Origin of the sequence: Rubricoccus marinus, from assembly GCF_002257665.1 — a bacterium.
In the GTDB taxonomy this organism is placed as follows: Bacteria; Bacteroidota; Rhodothermia; order Rhodothermales; family Rubricoccaceae; genus Rubricoccus; species Rubricoccus marinus.
In genome coordinates this window covers 2,567,127-2,588,184 of sequence record NZ_MQWB01000001.1, presented here as the reverse complement: position 1 = coordinate 2,588,184, position 21,058 = coordinate 2,567,127, and the positions used below count along the sequence as shown (strand labels likewise).

21 protein-coding genes are annotated in these 21,058 nt (G+C 68.4%); 7 read left to right on the top strand and 14 right to left on the bottom strand.

All coding sequences use genetic code 11. The annotated features are described in order from the left end of the window. Nucleotides 1–43: 43 nt before the first annotated feature. Entirely contained in the window at nt 44–847 is an 804-nt protein-coding gene (locus BSZ36_RS11015) for an MBL fold metallo-hydrolase (protein ID WP_094548882.1), read from the top strand. A gap of 130 nt (nt 848–977) precedes the next feature. Here the strand turns inward: BSZ36_RS11015 and BSZ36_RS18975 are convergent, their stop codons facing one another. The 6 genes from BSZ36_RS18975 to BSZ36_RS10990 all read right to left on the bottom strand — a co-directional run bounded on the left by BSZ36_RS18975 (nt 978) and on the right by BSZ36_RS10990 (nt 7,092). After that, nucleotides 978–1,391, bottom strand: a complete 414-nt coding sequence (locus BSZ36_RS18975) for a hypothetical protein (protein ID WP_143536860.1) — start codon at nt 1,389–1,391, stop codon at nt 978–980. Between the two features lie 353 nt (nt 1,392–1,744). Continuing rightward, nucleotides 1,745–2,569, bottom strand: a complete 825-nt coding sequence (locus tag BSZ36_RS11010) for a tyrosine-type recombinase/integrase (RefSeq protein ID WP_094548880.1) — start codon at nt 2,567–2,569, stop codon at nt 1,745–1,747. A 12-nt stretch (nt 2,570–2,581) separates the two neighbouring features. Further along, a complete protein-coding gene (locus BSZ36_RS11005) occupies nt 2,582–3,259 on the bottom strand; it encodes an NUDIX hydrolase (RefSeq protein WP_094548878.1) in 678 nt (225 codons plus the stop codon). A 254-nt stretch (nt 3,260–3,513) separates the two neighbouring features. Beyond that, on the bottom strand, nt 3,514–4,857 hold the full coding sequence (lat, locus tag BSZ36_RS11000) for an L-lysine 6-transaminase (protein WP_094548876.1): 1,344 nt from the start codon (nt 4,855–4,857) through the stop codon (nt 3,514–3,516). Between the two features lie 120 nt (nt 4,858–4,977). Continuing rightward, nucleotides 4,978–5,577 carry a hypothetical protein gene (locus BSZ36_RS10995; RefSeq protein WP_094548874.1) on the bottom strand — a complete coding sequence of 200 codons (600 nt, stop codon included), beginning with the start codon at nt 5,575–5,577 and terminating at the stop codon, nt 4,978–4,980. An 81-nt stretch (nt 5,578–5,658) separates the two neighbouring features. Then, nucleotides 5,659–7,092, bottom strand: a complete 1,434-nt coding sequence (locus tag BSZ36_RS10990) for a hypothetical protein (RefSeq protein ID WP_143536859.1) — start codon at nt 7,090–7,092, stop codon at nt 5,659–5,661. An 80-nt stretch (nt 7,093–7,172) separates the two neighbouring features. Here BSZ36_RS10990 and crcB point away from each other — a divergent pair, with 80 nt between their 5' ends. Then, nucleotides 7,173–7,538 carry a fluoride efflux transporter CrcB gene (gene crcB / locus BSZ36_RS10985; protein WP_094548870.1) on the top strand — a complete coding sequence of 122 codons (366 nt, stop codon included), beginning with the start codon at nt 7,173–7,175 and terminating at the stop codon, nt 7,536–7,538. Between the two features lie 96 nt (nt 7,539–7,634). On the opposite strand, the gene BSZ36_RS10980 is transcribed toward crcB, so the two are convergent. Together BSZ36_RS10980 and BSZ36_RS10975 are read right to left on the bottom strand one after the other, a co-directional pair. Continuing rightward, nucleotides 7,635–7,907: a PLD nuclease N-terminal domain-containing protein gene (locus BSZ36_RS10980; RefSeq protein WP_094548868.1), complete on the bottom strand. Its 273-nt coding sequence runs from the start codon at nt 7,905–7,907 to the stop codon at nt 7,635–7,637. 36 nt (nt 7,908–7,943) lie between these two features. Next, on the bottom strand, nt 7,944–8,186 hold the full coding sequence (locus BSZ36_RS10975; RefSeq protein WP_094548866.1) for a hypothetical protein: 243 nt from the start codon (nt 8,184–8,186) through the stop codon (nt 7,944–7,946). A gap of 370 nt (nt 8,187–8,556) precedes the next feature. Here BSZ36_RS10975 and recA point away from each other — a divergent pair, with 370 nt between their 5' ends. The 3 genes from recA to BSZ36_RS10960 all read left to right on the top strand — a co-directional run bounded on the left by recA (nt 8,557) and on the right by BSZ36_RS10960 (nt 11,514). Continuing rightward, on the top strand, nt 8,557–9,633 hold the full coding sequence (gene recA, locus BSZ36_RS10970; protein WP_094548864.1) for a recombinase RecA: 1,077 nt from the start codon (nt 8,557–8,559) through the stop codon (nt 9,631–9,633). A 442-nt stretch (nt 9,634–10,075) separates the two neighbouring features. Next, nucleotides 10,076–10,981, top strand: a complete 906-nt coding sequence (locus BSZ36_RS10965; protein ID WP_179271144.1) for a metallophosphoesterase — start codon at nt 10,076–10,078, stop codon at nt 10,979–10,981. 98 nt (nt 10,982–11,079) lie between these two features. Beyond that, nucleotides 11,080–11,514: a hypothetical protein gene (locus tag BSZ36_RS10960; protein WP_094548860.1), complete on the top strand. Its 435-nt coding sequence runs from the start codon at nt 11,080–11,082 to the stop codon at nt 11,512–11,514. A 32-nt stretch (nt 11,515–11,546) separates the two neighbouring features. Here BSZ36_RS10960 and glgB read toward each other — a convergent pair whose 3' ends face one another. Next, nucleotides 11,547–13,418, bottom strand: coding sequence for a 1,4-alpha-glucan branching protein GlgB (gene glgB / locus BSZ36_RS10955; RefSeq protein ID WP_094548858.1), 1,872 nt, complete (start codon nt 13,416–13,418; stop codon nt 11,547–11,549). Between the two features lie 282 nt (nt 13,419–13,700). Between glgB and glgX the strand changes: the two genes are divergently transcribed. Further along, the gene (gene glgX / locus BSZ36_RS10950; protein ID WP_094548856.1) at nt 13,701–15,836 is read left to right on the top strand and encodes a glycogen debranching protein GlgX; all 2,136 of its coding nucleotides are present in this window, start codon (nt 13,701–13,703) and stop codon (nt 15,834–15,836) included. A 37-nt stretch (nt 15,837–15,873) separates the two neighbouring features. Here glgX and malQ read toward each other — a convergent pair whose 3' ends face one another. Then, the gene (gene malQ / locus BSZ36_RS10945; protein ID WP_094548854.1) at nt 15,874–17,397 is read right to left on the bottom strand and encodes a 4-alpha-glucanotransferase; all 1,524 of its coding nucleotides are present in this window, start codon (nt 17,395–17,397) and stop codon (nt 15,874–15,876) included. Between the two features lie 180 nt (nt 17,398–17,577). Here malQ and BSZ36_RS10940 point away from each other — a divergent pair, with 180 nt between their 5' ends. Next, nucleotides 17,578–18,201 carry an aspartyl/asparaginyl beta-hydroxylase domain-containing protein gene (locus BSZ36_RS10940; RefSeq protein WP_094548852.1) on the top strand — a complete coding sequence of 208 codons (624 nt, stop codon included), beginning with the start codon at nt 17,578–17,580 and terminating at the stop codon, nt 18,199–18,201. Nucleotides 18,202–18,254: 53 nt separating this feature from the next. Here BSZ36_RS10940 and BSZ36_RS10935 read toward each other — a convergent pair whose 3' ends face one another. The 4 genes from BSZ36_RS10935 to BSZ36_RS10920 all read right to left on the bottom strand — a co-directional run. Next, entirely contained in the window at nt 18,255–18,863 is a 609-nt protein-coding gene (locus BSZ36_RS10935) for a DUF2911 domain-containing protein (RefSeq protein WP_094548850.1), read from the bottom strand. Between the two features lie 101 nt (nt 18,864–18,964). Then, nucleotides 18,965–19,936, bottom strand: coding sequence for a PfkB family carbohydrate kinase (locus BSZ36_RS10930; RefSeq protein ID WP_094548848.1), 972 nt, complete (start codon nt 19,934–19,936; stop codon nt 18,965–18,967). A gap of 181 nt (nt 19,937–20,117) precedes the next feature. Beyond that, a complete protein-coding gene (locus tag BSZ36_RS10925) occupies nt 20,118–20,468 on the bottom strand; it encodes a hypothetical protein (RefSeq protein ID WP_094548846.1) in 351 nt (116 codons plus the stop codon). Nucleotides 20,469–20,564: 96 nt separating this feature from the next. After that, nucleotides 20,565–21,058, bottom strand: a 494-nt coding sequence (locus tag BSZ36_RS10920; protein ID WP_094548844.1) for a hypothetical protein, incomplete at its 5' end; no start/stop codon positions are given.

The window sequence follows — 21,058 nt, the reverse complement described above, 5'->3', positions numbered from 1 at the left end:
GCGGGCCTCTGGCGCCTCTGCGGGGCACCTGATCCCGCCCCCTATGACGTTCGGCACCCTCACGCTCCACGCCCTCCCCGAAGGACAGTTCACCGTCGGGTTAGACAAGCGGTTCGTGCCGCACGCCGAGGGCGAGGCGCTCCCGGCGGGGACGCTGTTCGTTTCTGTGTGCCCGCACCTCGTCATCACGCCCAGCGAGACGCTGCTGCTCGACACCGGGCTCGGGAGTTGGGCCGAGGGGCGCGGGACCGAGGTCATTGGCGAAAGCCTCTCGCGCCACGGCGTCACGCCAGAGGCCATCACGGGCGTGCTGTTCTCGCATCTCCACTTCGACCACGCCGGCGGCGCCATCACCGAGGTCGGCGGCGAGTGGCGGCCGACGTTCCCCAACGCGGAGTACGTGGCGCAGGGCGACGAGCTGAGCGCAGCGGGCTACAAGGGCGAAAGCGCCCGCGTGCGCGACCTGGTGGCAGAGACGTTGGAGCGGGCCGGTCAACTCCGCCTGTTGGACGGCAACGGACCGGTCACGGACGAGATCGAGGCGGAGATCACGGGCGGTCACACGGGCGCGCACCAGCTTTTCCGCATCGCCGCCGACGGCCACGCGGGCGACCTCCGCGCGGTCTACGCCGGCGACGTGCTGGCCGGGCCGAGCCAGGCCACGCGCCGCTTCGCGGCCAAGTACGACGTGGACGGCGCCGCCTCCCAGAACAGGCGCGACCAGCTTCTGGCGGAAGGCGCCGAGCGCGGCGACCTGTTCCTCTTCTACCACTCCACGAGCACGCCCGCCGCGTTCGTCGAGCCCGGCCCGCGCGGCGGCTGGCGCGTGGTCCCGGTCGAGGAATAGGCGCCAGAGGCGGGGCAGACCATTCGGGCAGAGCCCCGCTTCAATTGGGCCTGTGCCGGCAGCGCGTTTGTCAGCAAATAGATCATGGCAACAAAGCCGCACATCATATTTTATAATATTATTATCGTCATCAAAATTGAGGGTTGATTTTTACTATTACTTTGAATCTTACACTTTTCGATGTCCCGCATTCATCCTGGGCTCCGAAGTCACCTATCGCTTCACCCGGCGACAGCGCAGAGACCACCATTGTGTGACCCTCTGCACCTGAGACAACAGCGTTCGCCACATCCGCACTAGCATTGCTTATGAAAGCCCCGTAGCTCAGAAGCCTCCCCCCGGTGTGGCTGAATACCCTACTGAGATCGTATGAGACTCTCTCTCCTGCTTGTAGAACTATCTCTTCGGGTACTACCGTTCGGTCGGATATCCGCGTCGCCCCTATGCATCTGTCCCTTGCGTCACCATCATAAGCATCGCAGCCCAAGCATAAAATCGAAAGGGCGAAGGATAATATGCTGTTTTTTAGTTTGCTATTGGGCATGGTCTTATTTGCTTCAGCAACAGGATGCTCGGATTGTGCCGCATGCTTTTCCTTAGAAAGGGTACCGATTAGATTGATGTAATGAACTGCAAGAGGGTCTGGCCGACGTCGCCTTTCGCGGAGAGAGCGCCGTCGGCAAGACCTTTAGCGCTCTGCGCGCTGCTCCTGAGGTGGTCATCCTCCCAGGCCAGGCTTTGATTACGCGGTCATCGGGCAGAGACGAAGTCAAGACTTAGGCCTCATCAGGGTCTCGAAATAGCCCTGGTGACGCTCAGAGCCTGCTCCTGCTCGCCTGTTGCAGTTGGCTACACATATCTGCCCCTACCCTTAAAAGATAGGTCAAAAAAGAGCATTTACAACATTATCCGCTCGATCTCATCCAGCGTGACCACATCCGAACTCCGGTCGTAGAGCTTCGTCGTGCGCGGGGACTCGTGCGCGGCAATCGCCTGGGCGTTCTCCAGCGTCCCGCCGTTCTCCATGTAGACTGTGATCCCGGTCGCTCTGAGCGAGTGGTTCGTGATCCGTTCTGACAGTCCCACGACCGTCCCACGGCGCCTCAGCATCGCGCGCACGTTGTTGCGGTGGAGGCCTCGCCCGGTCAACTGCCGCGCACGATCCACCGACTGAAACAGCGGCGCGGTCTTCTCGATCAGGCCTCCGGCCTCGATGTAGGCGTCTAGGTACTCCTGGGTGAGGTGGTGCGCGGGCACCTCGTGGAGCTTACCGCCTTTCTCGTGGAGCCGGAGCCAGCTCCGCTTGCCCATCGAGTAGTAATCGGCCACCGTCATCCCGGTATCGGCTCCAACCCTGGCGAAACTGTAGAGCATCGTCGCGATGAGCGCGCGGTCGCGCAGCCCAATCACCGTATCGGTTGGGATGGAGCTAATCAGCGCTTTGGCATCCTCGCGCGACAAGACGGGAGTTGAGCCCTTCTTGACGACGTGCTTGGGGCCGCGGACGACCGAGGCAGGGTTAGACGACAGCACCTGGACGCGCACGAAGTAGTCGAAGAGCATCCGGATGGCCGCGAGGTGTTGCTTGACAGTCGGGGCCGATCCGGTGTGCTCCTCTATATAGGCGGCCACGACGACCGGCTCCAGCTCGTGCAGTCCGATCCCGCGCACCTCGCACCACGCAAAGAAGCGCCGGACGGCTCGCGCGTAGGCCGCCGCCAGAGGCCTCTGGCGTCAGGCCAGGCGCAGCGCGTCCCGCACGGCGACCTCGAACTCGGCGAGCATCATCGCCGTCGCGCCCCACACCTCCAGGTCCGCGAGCGCGTAGAACGGCACCTCGAACTCCTGGCCTTCCAGGCCGGGAAGCTTGGCGGGTCGCACGGTCACCTGCTTGGCCTCGTCTCCGAGAAGGGCTGCCAACGGCACGTCGACAAGCGCCGCCACTTCGGCCTCTTGCGGGACAAACGCCGGCCGGTGGTCCAGCGACGCCACGATGGGCCAGACCGCGAAGCCGCTCGGCGGGATGTAGAGCGGGCTGAGCGCGCCCAGCACGTCCGGCGCCTCGGGCGGCACGCCGACTTCCTCCCAGCCCTCGCGCAGGGCCGCCGCCTTTGGCGTCTCGTCGCCGTCCAGGCTCCCGCCGGGGAGCGAGACCTGCCCGCTGTGCGCGCGGAGCGTCGGCTGGCGGACGGTTAGGACGAAGGTGGCCTCGCCTTCGGCGCCAGAGGCGGCATCCTGCGGGTACAGCAGGATGAGCGTGGCGGCGCGGCGGGCGTTCTTGCCGTCTACGGAGAGCATGCCGGGCCGGTCGCCACGCCCGAACGGCGCCATCGTGGCGTGGGCGTCGAAGCCGGGGAGGGGCTCGGCCAGCCTCTGGCGGAGCGGATCGAGAAGCGCGTCGAGTAGGATCATGCCGCGCCGACGCGCCAGAGGCGGGCGGGGTTCAGGGGAGCCCCGCGCGCGCGCGCGGCATACACCGGCCCTCTTCTTTCCCCAGACCCATGTCCTACGTCATCGGCGGCGCGCTCGTCCTCGCGGCGGTCGCGCTCCTGTCCATCTTTTTCTTTGCCTTCCGCGATCCCGCCAGCAAGAACGGCGAGATGAAGAAGTAAGCCTCCGGCGCCAGAGGCCCGCCGCGTCTCCTCGCGACGGGCCCAGGGGGCGTGCTAGGCTTCCAGAACGTCCGTCAGCGAGCGCTCGAGGATCGCGAGGCCCTCGTCCAAGCCGTCGCGGTCGATGGTGAGGGCGGGGCGGAAGCGGATGCTCCGCTCGCCGCAGCCCAGCACGATCGCGCCGTGCTCGTAGGCGCGCTTGGCCACGGCGTCGCGCTCGTCGCCAGAGGCGAGGTCGAAGGCGCACATGAGGCCGCGGCCTCTGGCGTGGGTCACGGACTCGAAGCGCTCCTCCATCGCGCGGAGGCGGCCGAGCAGGTGCTCGCCCTGGCGCCACGCGTTGCCGACTAAGTCGTGCTCCTCGATGACCTCGAGAAAGCGGTCGAAGCGGACCATGTCCACGAGGTTGCCGCCCCAGGTGGAGTTGATGCGGCTGGACTTCTCGAACACGTTGTCCTCCACCTCGTCGATGCGGCGGCTGGCGAGGATGCCGCAGACCTGGCTCTTCTTGCCAAAGGCCATGATGTCCGGCTGCACGCCGATGCCCTGCCACGCCCACATCGTGCCCGTGAGGCCGACGCCGGTCTGCACCTCATCGAAGACCAGGAGCGCCTCGTGCTCGTCGGCGAGGGTGCGGAGCGCCTGGAAAAATGCGGGGCGGAAGTGGTTGTCGCCGCCCTCGCCCTGGATGGGCTCGATGATGATGGCCGCGATGTCGTGCGGGTTGGCCGCAAACGCCGCCTCGGCCTCGGCGATGGCCTGCGCCTCGCGCGCCTCCACGTCCTCACCGTAGCGGATGACGGGGTTGGAGATGCGCGGCCAGTCGAACTTCGGGAAGTAGCGGACCTTGTTGGGGTCCGTGTTGGTGAGCGACATCGTGTAGCCCGAGCGGCCGTGGAAGGCCTGCTGGAAGTGCATCACCTGGCTGCCGATCTCGCCGCGGCCCGCCGCGATGTTCTTCCGCACCTTCCAGTCGAACGCCACCTTGAGCGCGTTCTCGATCGCGAGGGCGCCGCCGGACACGAAAAAGGCGTGGGGCAACTCGGCCGGAATCCCGACGCGCTCGAACGTCTGCACGAAGCGCGCGTAGTGCGGCGTGTAGATGTCCGAGTTGGCCACCTTGTTGACCGCCGCGTCCATCAGCCGCGCGCGGAACGCCTGCGCCTCTGGCGACGGCCCGGCGAGGCCGGGGTGGTTCATGCCGAGCGGGTTGGAGGCGTAGAACGTGAAGAGGTCCACGTAGTCCTTACCCGTGACGGCGTCGCGGAGGTAGATGCCCTGGCTCTGGTCCATGTCGAGGACCATGTTGTAGCCGTCGGCCAGGATGTGGCGGCCGAGGATGTCGCGGACGTCGGTGGCGCTGGGGAGGGCTTTCGGGGGCGTGTCGAGGACCTGCATGCGGAGTCTGGAAGGGGTTCCGCGAAAGGTACGGCCCCGCGCCAGAGGCCCCGGTGAGATCCCGCGCCGCGCGAGGCCTCTGGCGCGAGCGTGCGCCGGGTTCAGCCTCTCGCTAGAGACTCAGCCCTTCGCCAGAGGCGCGTACTCCGCCGTGGTCACGAACTCGTAGTCGAACCGGGCACGGCCGAACCCCCGGCTCCGCATCCGCACCCGCATCTCGGAGACGAGCGGCACGCCGTCGATCTCGGTAAACGCGAGCTCGGCGCCGGTCTGCTTCATGATCCACCCCGCGAAGCGCGGGAGCGACGGCGCGTGGACGGTCGCGCGCAGCAAACGGGCGGGCGTGCGCGAGAACACGAAGTCCGCGCCCGCGATCTCCCCCGCGATCTCCGCCCCCCTGCGCGGCGTCGCCCGCACGACGAGTTCGCCGGGATCGCTGGACGGAAGCTCCGTGCGATCGTACGCGTCGCCGGTCAGCGCCTCTTTCAGGTCCTGCATCTCATCCTCTATGGTGGCCTCTGGCGCGTCCTCCGCGCTCTCGCCAGAGGCCTCTGGCGGGGCGGGCTCCGGGAGGTTGGGGCCGAGGAGTCCGTGCTTGAACCCCTCCTGGTGGCTCGTGACCTCGAACCGCTCGGCCACCTCGTGACTCGAAATCAGCTTCGCGGCGACGGCTGAGACGATGCGCTGAGCGTCGGATCGGAGTGGCGAGGCGTTGGGCATGAGGCGGAGCGCTGGGCGCAGGAGGATAGCCCGCGCCAAGGGCCGCTGGCGCCGCGTCCCACGCGCTGGCACTCCGGCGCGCTACCGCACCTCTACCGCCAGAGGCGCGTCCATCGCGGCCAAGCCCGCGCGCGGATCTCCGCCGAAGACGAACCGGCGGGAGAGCGAGATCGCCGCCGGATCGCCCAGGCGAGGGTCCGTGTTGGGGATCTTGGAGCGCACCCAGACGCCGTGCGCGCCGACGTACTCGCGGTCGTGCAGGCAGGCCATGACCGACGGCTGGCGTTCGTCTCGGTAGGCCGTTGTGAGGCGCGGCGAGAAGCCTCTGGCGGAGACCTCGTGGCGCACGGCATAGGCCGCCAGAGGCCCGCGCACGATCTCCCACGATGGGAAGGCGTCGCCCACGCTCGGGTCGATGCGGCCGTCGATCAGCGCGCCGCCCGGCGTGCTCGCGCTGCGGTAGACCGCGCCGTGCATCGCGGGCATGAGGTCCAGAAAGTTCATCACGCCCGGCACGCGGTGGACGCGGAGGCTGGCGCGGGACTCGGCGTAGCGCGCGTAGAACGTCCACTGTAGTTCCGCCAGAGGCCCGCTGTTGAAGCCGACCACGCGGCGGATCGCGCGGACCGGCCCGGACCGGTTGACGAGGAAACCGCCCTCGGAGAGCGAGGCCGTGTACGGCGTCCGCTGGCATACGCCCGGCCCGAATGCCACCATGTCCACGTCCAAGATGTCCGGCCCGCCGTCGATGCGCAGCTCGTCCATGATCCACCGGTCCGAGAAGCCGACGGCGTAGTGCGCGGTCGTGAGCGTCGTGGTCTCGGGGTTGCTCGCGGGCCTCTGGCGCGAGGGGTAGCCGTAGAGCGAGCTCATAAACCGCGGCGGGTGCTCGCCAGCGCGGTCGTATGTCGCGAGGTACTCGCCTCTGGCGAATGCGGGTGCGTAGGCGACGTGTGGCTCGGGGGCGTCCCCCATCCACGCCTCTGGCGCGGCGAAGAGGTACGCGTAGCGCGTCTCGCCAGAGGCGAGCGCAGGAAACGTTGCAGCGGTGACGGCGACCTCGACGGCGCCAGAGGCGATGACGTCAACGGGCGGCCCGAAGTCGGCCAGCATCAGCGCGATCTCGTCGTCGGCGTCCAACGTCACGTCCGGGTCCAGCCCGACGTGCGTGTCGGGATCGGCGTAGCCGAGTTCGACGACGTGGCCGGCGAGGTCCTCGCACCAGTTCCGCCGCGGGCAGTCCTCTGGTGCCAGGCCGGCGTACACCACGGCGAGGTCGTAGACGAACCGCTCGTCCACCTGGACCGGGATCGGCGTGAGAACGCCATCGCGCATCGCAAAAGCGCGAACGGAAGCGGGCGCGGCGCCGAGCAGCGCGGGCGCGTCGGCGCCGGTGAGCACGACCGGGCGCGGGTCGGGGTCGGCGCCAGGGGCCGGTTGGGAAAGCAGGGCGAGCGCAAGCGTCAGAATCAGCATCGTGAAGCCTAACGCCAGAGGCCCACGCGTGGTACCCATCGGCCTCTGGCGGGCAACCGCGCCGCATAGGGTGCGGCGCCAGAGGCGGTAGGTTCGGCCTCGTCTCTGCCGGTCCCCACATGCCTACAGCCTTACTCGTCGCCCTTGGAGGCGCGCTCGGCGCGCTCGCGCGATGGGGCGCTGCGCTCGGCATGGCGCGGTGGTTGGGGACGAACGCCCCCTGGGGCACGTGGAGCGTCAACCTCGCGGGCTGTTTCCTGATCGGCCTCGCGCTCCCGCTGCTTCACGAGACGCACCCGCAGCGCGCCCTCGCCGTCGTCGGTTTCCTGGGCGCGTTCACCACGTTCTCCACCTACACCGCCGACACGCTCGTGCTGTGGGAGGCGGGCCGAACGGGCCTGGCATTCGCCAACGCCGCGGGTAGCGTCGTGGCTGGGCTCGTGGCCTGTGGCCTCGGGCTCGCCCTCGGCCGCGCGCTTGCCTGAACCTCTGTCGCGGTGCCTTCGCCAGAAGCCCCAAACGAAAACCGCCTCTGACGTCGCGGCGGACGCCAGAGGCGGAAGGTGGGGACGCGGGGTCGCCTAGCGGCGGCCTGGTCCCATGAAGTACCACGCGATGAGGCCCACGAAGGGGAAGAAGAAGACCACGAGGGCCCACAGAACCTTACTGCCCGTATCGGCAGAGCTGTTCGCGATCTGCACGAACGCCCACACGAGGACGATGGCGTAGATCAGGCCGCAGACGCCGCTCTGCCACCCGGCGATGACGTCGAAGGCGTTGCCGCCGCCGCAACCGCTCAGGGCAACCGTGGCGAGGCCGAGGAACAGGGCGGGGAGGAGGGAGAGGCGTTTCATGTCAGGAGGAGAAGGGAAGGCGGGCGCCAGAGGCGTCTAGCGCTGGTTGTCGCGCACGACGCGCTGGCCCCAGATCAGGAACAGCAGCACGCCGATCACCGGCACGCAAAACAGAGCGATCAGCCCCAGCTTGACGCCGATGGCGAGGTAGGTCTTCCACGTCGCGAGGGCGGCGAGAAAGGCGAGCACGGCGTTGAGCACCAGGATCAGCGTCAGCAGCAGCGTCTTGGCGAGGCCGACGAGCGAGGCCGCGAGGGTAGCAGCGAGGAGGATCGACATGGTGTGCGAAGGGGGAGTGCGCCGCTGTACGGAGCCTCCGGCGGGGAGGTTGCACGAGAGACGCGAGCGGTCTTCGTATCGCCAGAGGCCTCTCGCGCATCTTCTCGCGGACTCCCTGCAGAGCCGAGCGGCTTCCGGCCTGTACCCATGGCAACGCTCCGGCCGCAAGTGTGTCCAAGGCCTCTGGCGGCGGGACCTTCGGGCGCTCGCAACCGTTGAGAAGAACGGCGTGCCAGGCAACAGTCAGGGTGTGACACAGCGGTGTCGCCAGCCCTTCCGATCCTGTCGCGTTCGCACTCCATTCCATGCCAGAGGGGCCGTACAGAAGGCCATCCTCGCATCCCAAACCCGCTCCCCCGGAGCTGCCCTCATGGCCGCCAAAGAAGACATCACAGACGCCGCCAAAGTCAAAGCGCTCGATCTCGCGATGAAGCAGATCGATAAGCAGTTCGGGAAGGGCGCCGTCATGAAGATGGGCGACGCGCCGCCCGTCCTGATGGACGCCGTTTCCACCGGATCGCTGACGCTGGACCACGCGCTTGGAATTGGCGGCGTGCCGCGCGGGCGCATCATCGAGATCTACGGGCCGGAGTCGTCGGGTAAGACGACGCTCGCGACGCAGATCATCGCCGAGGCCCAGAAGATGGGCGGCACGTGCGCCTTTATCGACGCCGAGCACGCCTTCGACCCGACCTACGCCGAGAAGCTGGGCGTCAACACCGACGAACTCCTGATGTCGCAGCCCGACACCGGTGAGCAAGCGCTGGAGATCTGTGACATGCTCGTTCGCTCCGGCGCCATTGACGTGGTCGTAATCGACTCCGTGGCCGCGCTCGTGCCCAAGGCCGAGATCGAAGGCGAGATGGGTGCCAGCCACGTCGGTATCCAGGCGCGGCTCATGAGCCAGGCGCTTCGCAAGATCACCGGCACGATCAAGCGGACAAACACGATCCTGATCTTCATCAACCAGATCCGAATGAAGATCGGCGTCATGTTCGGCTCCCCGGAGACGACCGCCGGTGGCCGCGCGCTTAAGTTCTACGCCTCGGTCCGCATGGACATCCGCCGCATCGGCGCGATCAAGGACGGCACGGAGGTGACCGGTAACCGAACCCGCGTTAAGGTGGTCAAGAACAAGGTGGCTCCGCCGTTTAGGCAGGCTGAGTTCGACATCATCTACGGCGAGGGCGTCTCCTCCCTCGGCGAGCTCGTCGACCTCGGTCTGGAGCACGACATCATCCAGAAGTCTGGCTCCTGGTACTCCTACGGCGATGTCAAAATCGGCCAGGGTCGCGACGCGACGAAGGCGTGGCTCAAGGAGAACGAGAACTACCGCGAGGAGGTCAAGAACAAGATCCGGGTCGAACTCGGCATGATCCCCGATCCCAACGCGGAGGTGGAGGAGACCGCGGTCTCGCCCAACGGCCAACTCGTCGACGCCGACTAGCGGAACGCACGCGCTCCGCTTCGCCAGAGGCTCCCCGCTCGCCTCTGGCGCGTCGCCCCCACCCGGTTCTCTGGGTGGGGGCGTTCGTTTTCGCCCATGCGGCACCCATCGCAGGAGCGCAATCCCCGGGCAGAGCCACGCCAGAGGCCACCCCGGTGGGGACAGCTGCGAAACTGCTATGGCGAGAGGCCGACTGGCCGCCGACAGCGACGCTCAGGGTCGAGCGGGCGAGTGCGATAGTGCACCAGAGTCTGCAACCTGGGGAGCGGCTGCCAGGTGTGGAATGGCTCGGAATTGTGCTGAGCCGGACTCTGTTTGACTCTGCCCGGTGTGAAGGCGATGTTGAGGCTCACTGGCACCTTCCGCCAGAAGCCCTCTTTGAGACATGCGTAGCGTCTGGGTCGCACTTCTCGGTATCGCCCTATCTGGCTGCGACACTGCCGTGCAAACCTCGCAGGTTCCATCCCGGCCGCCTCTGGCGCGGACCGCAACGGTCGGGCTGTTCGCGGACGCGCAATACTGTGATTGCGCGCCAGAGGCCGACCGCCACTACCGCGCAAGCCTGTGGAAACTGGGCGCGGCGGCCGACGCATTCGACCGCGAGCGCGTGGATTTCTCTGTGCACCTCGGAGACCTGATCGAGCGCGATGCGGAGAGCTTTGCGCCCGCGCTCGGCGCGCTGGCAGGATTGGACTCAGCCCTCGTCCACGTCCTCGGCAATCACGATTTCGACGTAGCGGGGGACGACCGCGAGTCCGTCCCCGAACGGCTCGGTATGGAGGCGCGCTACCACGAGCGCTCCAAGGGCCTCTGGCGCTTTGTGTTCATGGACGGCACGGACCTAAGCACGTTCGCGACGGCGCCGGGGAGCACTCGGCGCGCGGAGACGGACGTGATGCGCGATTCGATCTCGGCCTCTGGCGGCGAGGTTCACCTATGGAACGGCGGCGTCGGCCGGGAGCAACTGGCGTGGCTCCGCGCGACGCTCGACGACGCGCTCGCCAGAGGTCAGCGTGTAGTCATCCTCTCGCACTTCCCGCTCTACCCGTTCACGACGCACAACCTCTGGAATGCGGACGCTGTGCTCGCCGTCTTAGACGACTACTCGAACATCGTCGCCCACGTGAGCGGCCACGACCACGGAGGTCGCGCCACGACTCGGGGGGGCGTCTACCACATCGGCATTGAGGGCGTCGTCGAGACGCGGGGTCAGAACGCATACGCAGTGGCTTATTTCGGCGTGCACGCGCTCGAACTCCGGGGAGTGGGGCGGGCGGCCTCCGTCGTCCTGCCGTACCGGAACGGGGAGACGTCTGCTCGTCGGCGCCGTCCGGGTACGGCACGGTAGCCGTGCAGCGCACGGGTTGAAGAGGTCGGCGCCAGAGGCGATAGGGTGAGAAGGGCGGCATCGTGCCGGTATCTTGCGGACCTCCACTGCCTCCCGCTATGTCGCTCGTCCACACCTTCGCAATCGCGCTCCACATCCTGTTTGCCGCCGCGTGGTTCGGCCTGGGCCTCGCGCTTCCCTCGCTCGCGCGGGCGGCGGCCTCTGGCGGCGCGCCGCAGGCCGGCCGTGTGATCACGATGATGAACGCCTCCATCGTGCTGTTCTACGGCTTCGCGGTCCTCAACTGGGTGCTGGGCATGCGCCTCGGCTTTGAACTCCAGTACAACCTCTGGCCGTACCACACGTCGATGACGCTCGGCCTCGTGCTGGTGCTGGTCCAACTGTTCGTGATCCGTCCCGGCTGGAACGCGCTCGTGGCCGGGGACGTGGAGAAGGGACGCAAGCGCATCGGCATGGGCATCGGGATCGGCCACGCGGTCTGGCTGGGCATCTTCGTCCTGATGTACATCGGCCGCGGCGTCGTCGGCGCATAGCGCGCGACCGGCCTCTGGCGCCAGAGGCTGCTTTATCCGTCGCCGACGCGTTCCAGGACCAGCGCCGCCAGGGGCGGCAGCGTGAGGTCCAGCCCGGCGGGCCGGCCGTGCGGACCTCCGCGTGTTGCCTTCAGCGTGCCCGCCGGGCCTACGCCGGAGCCGCCGTACTCGGCGTCGTCCGAGTTGAGCACGACGCGCCACTGGCCGGCCTCTGGCGCCCCAACGCGGTAGCCCTCGCGCACGACGGGCGTGGCGTTGAGCACGAAGAGAAGCGTCCGGCCCCCAGCGTGGCGGAGGTAGCTCGCGACGCTGTGCGCCTTGTCGCCGTAGTCGATCCACTCGAAGCCGCCAGAGGCGTCGTCCCAGAGCGCGGGGTGGTTCTGGTAGAGGCCGAAAACGGCCGCCACCCAGTGTTCCAACCCCGCGTGGAGCGGCTCGCGCGCGAGCCCCCAGTCCAAGCCGTAGTCGTGCGTCCACTCGCTGACCTGGCCGAACTCCTGGCCCATGAACAGCAGCTTCTTGCCCGGGCTGCCGATCATGTGGGCGTAGAGCAACCGGAGATTGGCGGCTTTCTGCCAGTCGTCGCCCGGCATCTTGCCCCACAGTGAGCCTTTCCCGTGGACCACTTCGTCGTGCGAGAGGGGGAGCGTGAACTGCTCGGTAAAGGCGTAGACGAGCGGGAAGGTGAGATCGTCGTGGTGGTGCGTGCGGTGGATGGGCTCCTTGTGGAAGTACTGGAGCGTGTCGTGCATCCAGCCCATGTTCCACTTGTAGAGAAAGCCGAGGCCGCCCGCGTCGGTCGGCTGCGTCACGCCGGGGAACGCCGTGGACTCCTCTGCGAACGTGAGCGCGGTCGGGTGGGCCGCGTAGACCTCGGAGTTGAACCGCTGGAGAAGCGTGATGGCCTCCAGGTTGTGGTTACCGCCGTGGACGTTCGGGCTCCATTCATCGCGGGAGTAGTCGCGGTAGAGCATGCTCGCCACCGCGTCCACGCGGATGCCGTCGATGTGGTACTCCTCCAGCCAGAACCGCGCCGACGAGATGAGGTAGTTCTGGACCTCGGGCCGGCCGTAGTCGAAGACGTAGGTGCCCCAGTCGGGGTGCGTCCGCATGAGCGGATCGGTGTACTCAAAAAGGGGCTCGCCGTCGAAGTCCACGAGGCCCTGGGCGTCGGGCGCGAAGTGCGCCGGCACCCAGTCCAGCAGCACGCCGACGCCGCGCTGGTGCATCCGGTCCACGAACGCTTTGAAGTCCTCTGGCGAGCCGTACCGGAAGGTGGGCGCGAAAAAGCCGATCACTTGGTAGCCCCACGAGCCGTAGTACGGGTGCTCCATCACGGGCAGCAGCTCGACGTGCGTGAACCCGAGCGCGAGCACGTGGTCCGCCAGAGGATCCGCCATGTCGCGGTAGTTCATCGGCCGTCCCCCCGGGCGTTGCCAGGAACCGAGGTGGACCTCGTAGATCGCCAGAGGCTGCTTCAGCGTTTCCGGCCCCTGGCGCGAGGCCATCCAGCTTTCGTCCTCCCACTCGTGCACGTGGAGGTCGGTCACGATGGCGGCCAGGCCTTCGCTGGCGCTGCCCCCGGGAGCGGGGGGCTCCATCGCGAACGCGTACGGGTCCGTTTTCTCCCACCGCATCCCCCACCGCCCGATGCTGTACTTGTAGCGCGCGCCTGGTCGCACGTTGCGCACGTACGTCCGCCAGAGGCCCTCGCCGATGGGCGCCATCGGGTGACGCTCGGCGTCCCACCCGTTGAAGTCCCCGACGACGCTCACGCTCGCCGCGCGCGGCGCCCAGACGGTGAACCACGTCCCGCCGCCGTTGGGGTGGGCGCCCATGCGGCGGTAGCTGTCGGTGTACTGGCCTGCGGCCCAGCGGCGGCGGTCGGTGGCGGGGAAAGACAAGGCGCGAGGGGAGGGGAGAGCGCGAGACTACGCCCGAGGGCGCGCGCGGTGCCTCTGGCGCGGGAGAGGTGCGGGACCCGCTCCGCCCTGGGGCGTCTGCATCCGCGCGCCAAGCGAGTAGGGGTACGCCTACGAACCCTAGGGGCAAGCCTCTGGCGCCAGAGGCGCAGACAGGCTGCGTCCCCCGTTCCCCAGTCCTCTCCCGCCAGAGGCCTCTGGCGATTTCGTCTCGCGAGTCGGTGTATCCTCGCGCCCGCCCTTCGCATTCCCCCGATCCGCCCGATGCACCTCCTCCCCGGCAAACCCTACCCTCTCGGCGCGACCTGGGATGGCGTCGGCGTCAACTTCAGCCTCTACGCGCCGGGGGCGGACCGCGTGGACCTGGTGCTGTTCGACGGGCCGGAGCCGGACGCCGTCAGCATGCCGATCACGCTGGAAGAGCGGACGGGGCCGCACCACCACGGGTACCTCCGCAACGTGCGCCCGGGGCAGCTCTACGGCTACCGCGTGCACGGGCCGTACGACCCCGCCAGAGGCCTGCGCTTCAACCCCAACAAGATCCTGCTGGACCCATACGCCAAAGCCATCGGGCGGCCTCTGGCGTGGGACGACTCGCTGTTCGGCTACCAGATCGGGCACCCCGACGCAGACCTCAGCTTCGACGAGCGCGACAGCGCGCCGTTTGCGCCTCTGGCGGCCGTGATCGAGAGCCGGTTCGAGTGGGGCGACGACCGCAAGCCGGACATCCCGTGGGAGAGCACCATCATCTACGAGGCGCACGTCAAGGGCGTGAGCCAACTCCATCCGGGCGTGGACGAGGAGTTGCGCGGGACGTACCTCGGGATGGCGAGTGAGCCGGTCATCGACTACCTCAAGGACCTCGGCGTGACAACGGTGCAACTCCTCCCGGTGCACGCCAAGTTGCAAGACCGCCGGCTTGTAGAAGCCGGGCTGTCCAACTACTGGGGCTACAACACGCTCGCCTTTCTCGCGCCCGAGCCCGAGTACGCGACGCGTGCCGGGACGGACGCCGTGCGCGACTTCAAGATCATGGTCCGCGCGCTCCACCAAGCGGGGCTGGAGGTCATCATCGACGTGGTGTACAACCACACCGCCGAGGGCAACCGCTTTGGCCCGACGCTCTCGTTCCGCGGCATCGACAACCTCTCGTACTACAAGGAATCGCCCGACGACGCGCGTTACCTCGTGGACTACACGGGGACGGGAAACACGCTGGACGCGGGCAACCCGTACGTGCTCCAACTCATCATGGACAGCCTCCGGTACTGGGTGCTGGAGATGCACGTGGACGGCTTCCGGTTCGACCTCGCGAGCGCGCTCGCCCGCGAGTTGTACGACGTCAACATGCTGGCCTCGTTTTTTCAGATCGTGCAGCAGGACCCCGTCCTGAGCCAGGTGAAGCTTATTGCCGAGCCGTGGGACGTGGGGCCCGGCGGCTACCAGGTGGGCGCCTTTCCGTGGCAGTGGGCGGAGTGGAACGGCCGCTACCGCGACACCGTGCGGCAGTTCTGGCGGGGCGATCCTGGCATGAAGTCCGACTTCGCAACGCGCATGGCGGGCTCGTCAGATCTCTACGCCAACTCGGGCCGCCGCCCCTTTGCGAGCATCAACTTCGTGACGGCGCACGATGGGTTCACGCTGCAAGACCAGGTCTCCTACTCCCGCAAGCACAACCACGCCAACGGCGAGGACAACCGCGACGGCCACGAGCCCAACTACTCCACCAACTGCGGCGTAGAGGGCCCCACGGACGACCCCGACGTGCGCGCCTGCCGCCAGAGGCTCAAGCGCGCCCTCATGGGCTCGCTGCTGCTCTCGCAAGGCGTGCCGATGATCCTCGGCGGCGACGAGATCGGGCGGACGCAGGGCGGCAACAACAACGCCTACAACCAGGACAACCCGACCACGTGGTACGACTGGGACTTGGACGCGGAGGACGAGGAGTTCTTGGACTTCGTGCGCGAGGCCATCGCGTTCCGGCGCGCGCACCCCAACGTGCGCCGTCGCTCATTCCTCACCGGCTACGCCGACGAGGCCGGCGTGCGCGACGCCGCGTGGTGGCACCCAGATGGCCGCCTCATGGAGGGGCCGGACTGGGAAGGCTCCGGTCTCACCACGTTCGGGCTCTTGCTCCGCGGCGACCGCATCCCCGGCACGGACGCCAGAGGCTGGCCGCGCATGGACGACACGCTGCTGCTGCTGTTCAACAAGGGCGACCACGACCACGACCTCGTGCTGCCCGTGCGCGAAGCCGGGACGCCTCTGGCGTGGCGCGCCGAGGCGCCGTTCGATCTCGGCGTGGAGCCGCGCTACGAGGACGGCGCGACCGTGACGCTGCCGTCCAAGTCGCTCGTGGTCCTCGCGGCCGTGCCGTGGCCGGAGGGAGAGCCGAGCTAAGCCAAAGCGAGATCGCCTCTGGCGCCAGAGGCAGCGTCTACCGGGCCTCTGGCGCCAGAGGCCCGCGGTTGTACAACTCGGTCAGGCTGCGGAGCCACGCGGCGGACTCGTCGGTGAACTGATCCTCGCGGACGCGCCACGCCCAGTTCTCGTCGCTGACGGTTCCGGGCGTGTTCATGCGCGTCTCTGCGCCGAGCCCAAGCACGTCCTGCATGGGCGTGACAACGGTCCCGGCGACGGAACCCATCACGGCCCGGACAGCCGCGCGGGCGGGCGAATCGGTGCAGTGGTCGAGGTGGAGGTAGGCGCGGGCGTGCTCGCGCTCCTCCGGCGTGGCTTCCTCGTTCCACCAGCCCTGGAACGTGTTGTTGTCGTGCGTGCCGGTGTACGCAGCCAGACGCGGGCGGTAGGTGTGCGGCAGAAAGGAGTTGGCGGCACCGCTACCGAAGGCGAACTGCAGAACGGCCATGCCCGCGAGCGAGAAGCGGTCCATGAGCGCGGTGACCTCTGGCGTGATGATGCCGAGATCCTCGGCGACCATCGGAAGCGGCGAGCCGGACTCGGCTTCCAGAGCGCGGATCAGCGCCTCGCCAGGGGCCTTTTCCCACTCGCCCGTTATGGCAGTGGGCTCGCTGGCTGGGACGCTCCAGTAGGCTTCCAGGCCGCGGAAGTGGTCCAGGCGCACGAGGTCCACGAGCGAAGCGGTGTGGGCAAACCGGCGGCGCCACCACGAGAAGCCATCGGCCTCCATGTCGTCCCAGCGGTAGAGCGGGTTGCCCCAGCGCTGGCCGGTCTCGCTGAAGTAGTCCGGCGGCACACCGGCGACGTGCGTAGGGCGGCCGCTGGCGTCGAGCCGGAACATCCCCTGGTGTGCCCACACGTCCGCGCTGTCAAAGGCGACGTAGATGGGGAGGTCGCCGAGGATGCGGACGCCACGAGTGCGGGCGTAATCGTGAAGCGCCTCCCACTGCCGCCAGAACATGAACTGCCCGAAGCGGACCCGGTCCATCGCGCCGGCGTGCTCGTGCGCGGCCTCGATAAGGGCGCTCTCCTCCCGTCGCGCCAGAGGCGCAGGCCACTCGATCCACTCGACGCCTCCGTGGGCAACCTTGAGCGCGGCGAACAGCGCGTAGCGGTCCAGCCAGTCCACGTGCTCGTTGCAGAAGCGGATGTAGTCCTCGGAGAGGTGCGCCGCGTCGCCATCGCGCCAGCGGGCGTAGGCGAGGTCCAGGAGCGCGCGCTTGTACGTCTCGACGGCACCAAAGGCCACGCGCTCGGCCGGGAAGTCCGGCGCGCCTGCGAGGTCGCCAGAGGACAGCAGTCCGTCCTCGATCAGCCGCTCGGGGCTGACGAGCAACTCGTCGGCCGCGAAGGTGGACGGGCTCGCGTACGGCGAGTGCCCGTAGCCGGGCGGCACGAGGGGGAGCACCTGCCACAGGGTCTGGCCCGCGCGCGCGAGGTAGTCCACGAAGGCGTGGGCGCCGGGCCCGAGGTCGCCGATGCCGAACGGGCTCGGCAGGGACGTGACGTGAAGCAGGAGGCCGCTCTGGCGACGGGTCATGGAGGCGGGCGATGGGGGCGCGTAGTCTATCACGCAGCGGCCGGTGACGGGGGGGAAGGATGTGCGGAGCCTCTGGCGCCAGAGGCCTCTGGCGAGGGCGGCAGCGCCGCCGGGAACACGTGGAGGTCTAGATTCCCCGCCGTGGCCGCGTTTCGGCTACTGTCCTCCTATCCCAGACCTATGCGAGACCGCATCCGGCTAGACCTCACGTTTGACTCCGCCGCGCTTCAAGACGACCTGAAGCGGCTGGAGTCGGCAGGATGGATCGATCACTTCGTGACGCAGAACTACGACGGGGACTGGAGTGTCATCCCCCTCCGAGGCCCGGCCGGGGCAACGCATCCCGTGATGATGATCTATTCGGACCCAACGTGCTCCGAGTTCGAGGACACGCCGTTTCTGAAGGACGCCCCGCATTTCCAAGAGGCCCTCCAGGCGTTCAAGTGTCGGCTCTACGCGGTCCGGCTCATGAAGCTGGCGTCGGGCTCGCGCATCAAAGAGCACACGGACCACGAGCTTTCCGCCGAAGAGGGCACCGCGCGGCTCCACATCCCGGTCACGACCAACGACGGCGTCCGCTTTGTACTGAACGGCTCCCGAGTCGTCATGAAGGAGGGGGAATGCTGGTATCTCCGGCTGAGCGACCCGCACGCGGTCGAGAACACGGGCGCCGAGGACCGGGTGCACCTCGTGATCGACGCGGAGATGAACCCGTGGCTACAGGCCCAACTCGAGGCGCCGCAGCCGCCTCCCGAGCAGACGGGTTGGGCGCAGCGGCTCTCGCGGCTTTTCAAAGCCAGCTGACGCTCCAACGTGCGCCTACGTCTCCAACTGCGTAGCGCCTCTGGCGCCAGAGGCTAGTGCGCGCGAGAGATCGGGAAGTCCGTGCTCTGCCGGTCCCAGGCCAGCGTCAGCGCCGACCCGTCCTCCAGGAAGGACCACGTGAGCCCATCGACGGGCGCGAGGAGAACGGTCGGCGTGGCGTCCACTCGCGCGATGTCCAGCGCTGCGTCGTACTCGTCCGCGAGGTGCATCCCGAGGGCGCGGTTGACGTGGAGCGTCCACGCGTTGTGGTGCGGCGTGACGAAAAGGGAGTAGGCGCCCGGCTCCAGCCGCGTGCTCCCCACCATCAGCGGGACCGTCGTGAACAGCTCCGTCGCGCGGTGCGCGCCCGCCACCCACGCGCTCCCGAAACCGACGAGCCCGCCCCAGACCTCGCGGCCTCTGGCGTACGGCTTGCCGTGCACGACGGAGACGTAGCCGCCATCGGTAAAGCGGAGGCCGGCCCGACCCACGCCGCTGCCGGGCGGCGGCGCCTGCGTGTCCACGCGCAGGCCGGTCACGACAAACGCTTCCACGACGGCGTGGGGGTCGCCAGAGGCGTCCGCTGGCGCGGTGTGGGTGTGTTGAGCGGCGGCGGCGCCTGCGAGCAGGAGCGCGGCGAGGCAGGCGAGGGCGTGCTTCATAAGGGCGAGAGGCCTCTGGCGGGCTAAGGTCGGCGCCCGAGGTGGCGCCGGCGGGCGATAAACGGCCGTGTGCGGAGCCCTAGTGCGGAGCGCCAGAGGCGCTAGGCGCTCAGCCGCATCGGAATGGCGGAGAGGTCGCGGAACTCCTGGACGCGCGCGTTCACGTCGTCCAGGGTCAGCGAAAGCATGTTCTCGGGGCCGAACGCGCCGACGCAGTGCGACGCCATCGCGCTGCCCGTGACGATGGCCTCGCGGAAGGCTTCGTCTGAGATCTCGCCGCAGCGCGCGAGGTGGCCGGCAAAGCCGCCCATAAACACGTCGCCCGCGCCCGTCGGGTCGGTGACCTCTTCGAGCGGGTAAGCGGGGGCGGAGAACAGCGTCGGCGCGTCCAGGTCGCCGGTGAAGAGCAGCGCGCCGTGCTCGCCCTTTTTGATCACGAGCGTCTGGGGGCCCATCTCGCGGATGATCCGCGCTGCGCGGACCAGGTTGGACGTGTCCCCGAGTTCGCGGGCCTCGGCGTCGTTGATGACGAGCACGTCGACGCGGGCGAGCGTGGACCGCAGGGCCTCTGGCGCGCTCTCGATCCAGTAGTTCATCGTGTCCATGATGACGAGCGAGGGACCGCTGCCATCGGGGCCGGTGACCTGGTCGAGGACCGTGGCCTGGACCGTGGGGTCGAGGTTGCCGAGGCAGAGCACGCGCGTGTCGCGGTAGCTCTCCGGGATCTCGGGCTCGAACGTCGCGAGCACGTTGAGGTGCGTCGCGAGCGTGTCGCGGTGGTTGAGGTCGTGGTGGTAGCGGCCGGCCCAGAAGAACGTCTCGCCGTCGGGGTCCCGCGCGAGGCCCTCCGTATCGACGCCGCGCGATTTCAGCGCGTCAACGTGGGCTTCGGGGAAGTCCCCACCGACGACGGCGCAGAGGCGGACGGGGTCCGCCAGAAGCCTCGCCGCGAGGGTGGCGTAGGTGGCCGAGCCGCCCAGCACGCGCTCGGCGCGCCCGAAGGGGGTCTCGATGGTGTCGAACGCGACCGTGCCGACGACGAGCACACTCGCCGGGGGCGGAATCTGAGACATGGAGCGGCCACGGGCGGCGCCGTGGCGATGGTGGAGCGCAAGATAACAGCCGGCGGGAGGGCTCCGGGCCGCGGGTGCTCGCGGCCGGGGCTCAGGGCCTCTGGCGGCTCGCGACGAAAGCCACGGGTGCCTCCAGGATCGCCGCAGAGATCGCCGCCGTCGCGCGACGGCGGCCGCGTGACTACGCGATGCCGGGAGCGGAGCCGCCGGCACCGTCGCCAGAGGCCGACTCGGGCACGCCGCGGTCGTAATCGGTGTAGCGGAGCGGGGGCTCTCCGAGGCCTTCGGCCATCTGGGAGAGCACGTCGCGCACGTCGCCGATGTGGTCGCCGCAGGGGCGAGCCTTTTCGCGCGCGATGCCGAGGATGCCCTCGCGCTCGTCGTAGTACGTCTCGTGGAGGAAGAACGAGCCGTCTGGGTGGACCACGGCGCGGTAGCCCCAGTACGCAATGGCGGCGAGGCCGCGCCCGCTCTCGACGGTCGTTGTCGTGATGTCGAAGCCGCAGGGCGGGGTAAACGTGCTACGAACCATGAAACCAGGGGAGGGGGGCAGAAAGGTAGCGCCTCTGGCGCCGCGTCAAGGCGGAGGCGGGCGCTGGTGCGGCCCTGCGCGGGGGCTTTTTGTGCGCTATCGCTTGCGCTGAATCCGCTTCCACGTTTCGCGCACGCTCGCGTCGATCTCGCCGAGGCTGGGAAGCGCGATGCCGTGCTTGAGCGCGCCGCGCACGAGAAAGGCGCGCAACACCTGATCGGGCACAGGAAGTGGGTACAGCCGAGCGTTCGCCCGCGCCAGGAGCGGGTCCAGAACGCGCGCCAGAAGCCCGAGCCGGAGCACGACGAACGCGCCGAGGCCCGCCCAGACGGCGTCGTACCGGCCCGTCCGGGCCAGGAGGGACAGCGCGACGAGCAAGATTGCGGCCTGCACCATCGGGTGCGCCAGCGCCTGCACGAGGCGGACGGCCAACCGGCTCGCGAGGGCCGGCGCGGCGAGCGCCCACAGCACGTAGGTGAGGAGCGTCGCGACAAGCGCCAGAGGCCACGGGAGGACAAACAGCCACACGGGCAGCGTCGCGATGGCGAGCGTGCGGGGCGCGTCCAGCCACGCTTCGGCGCGGGTCACGA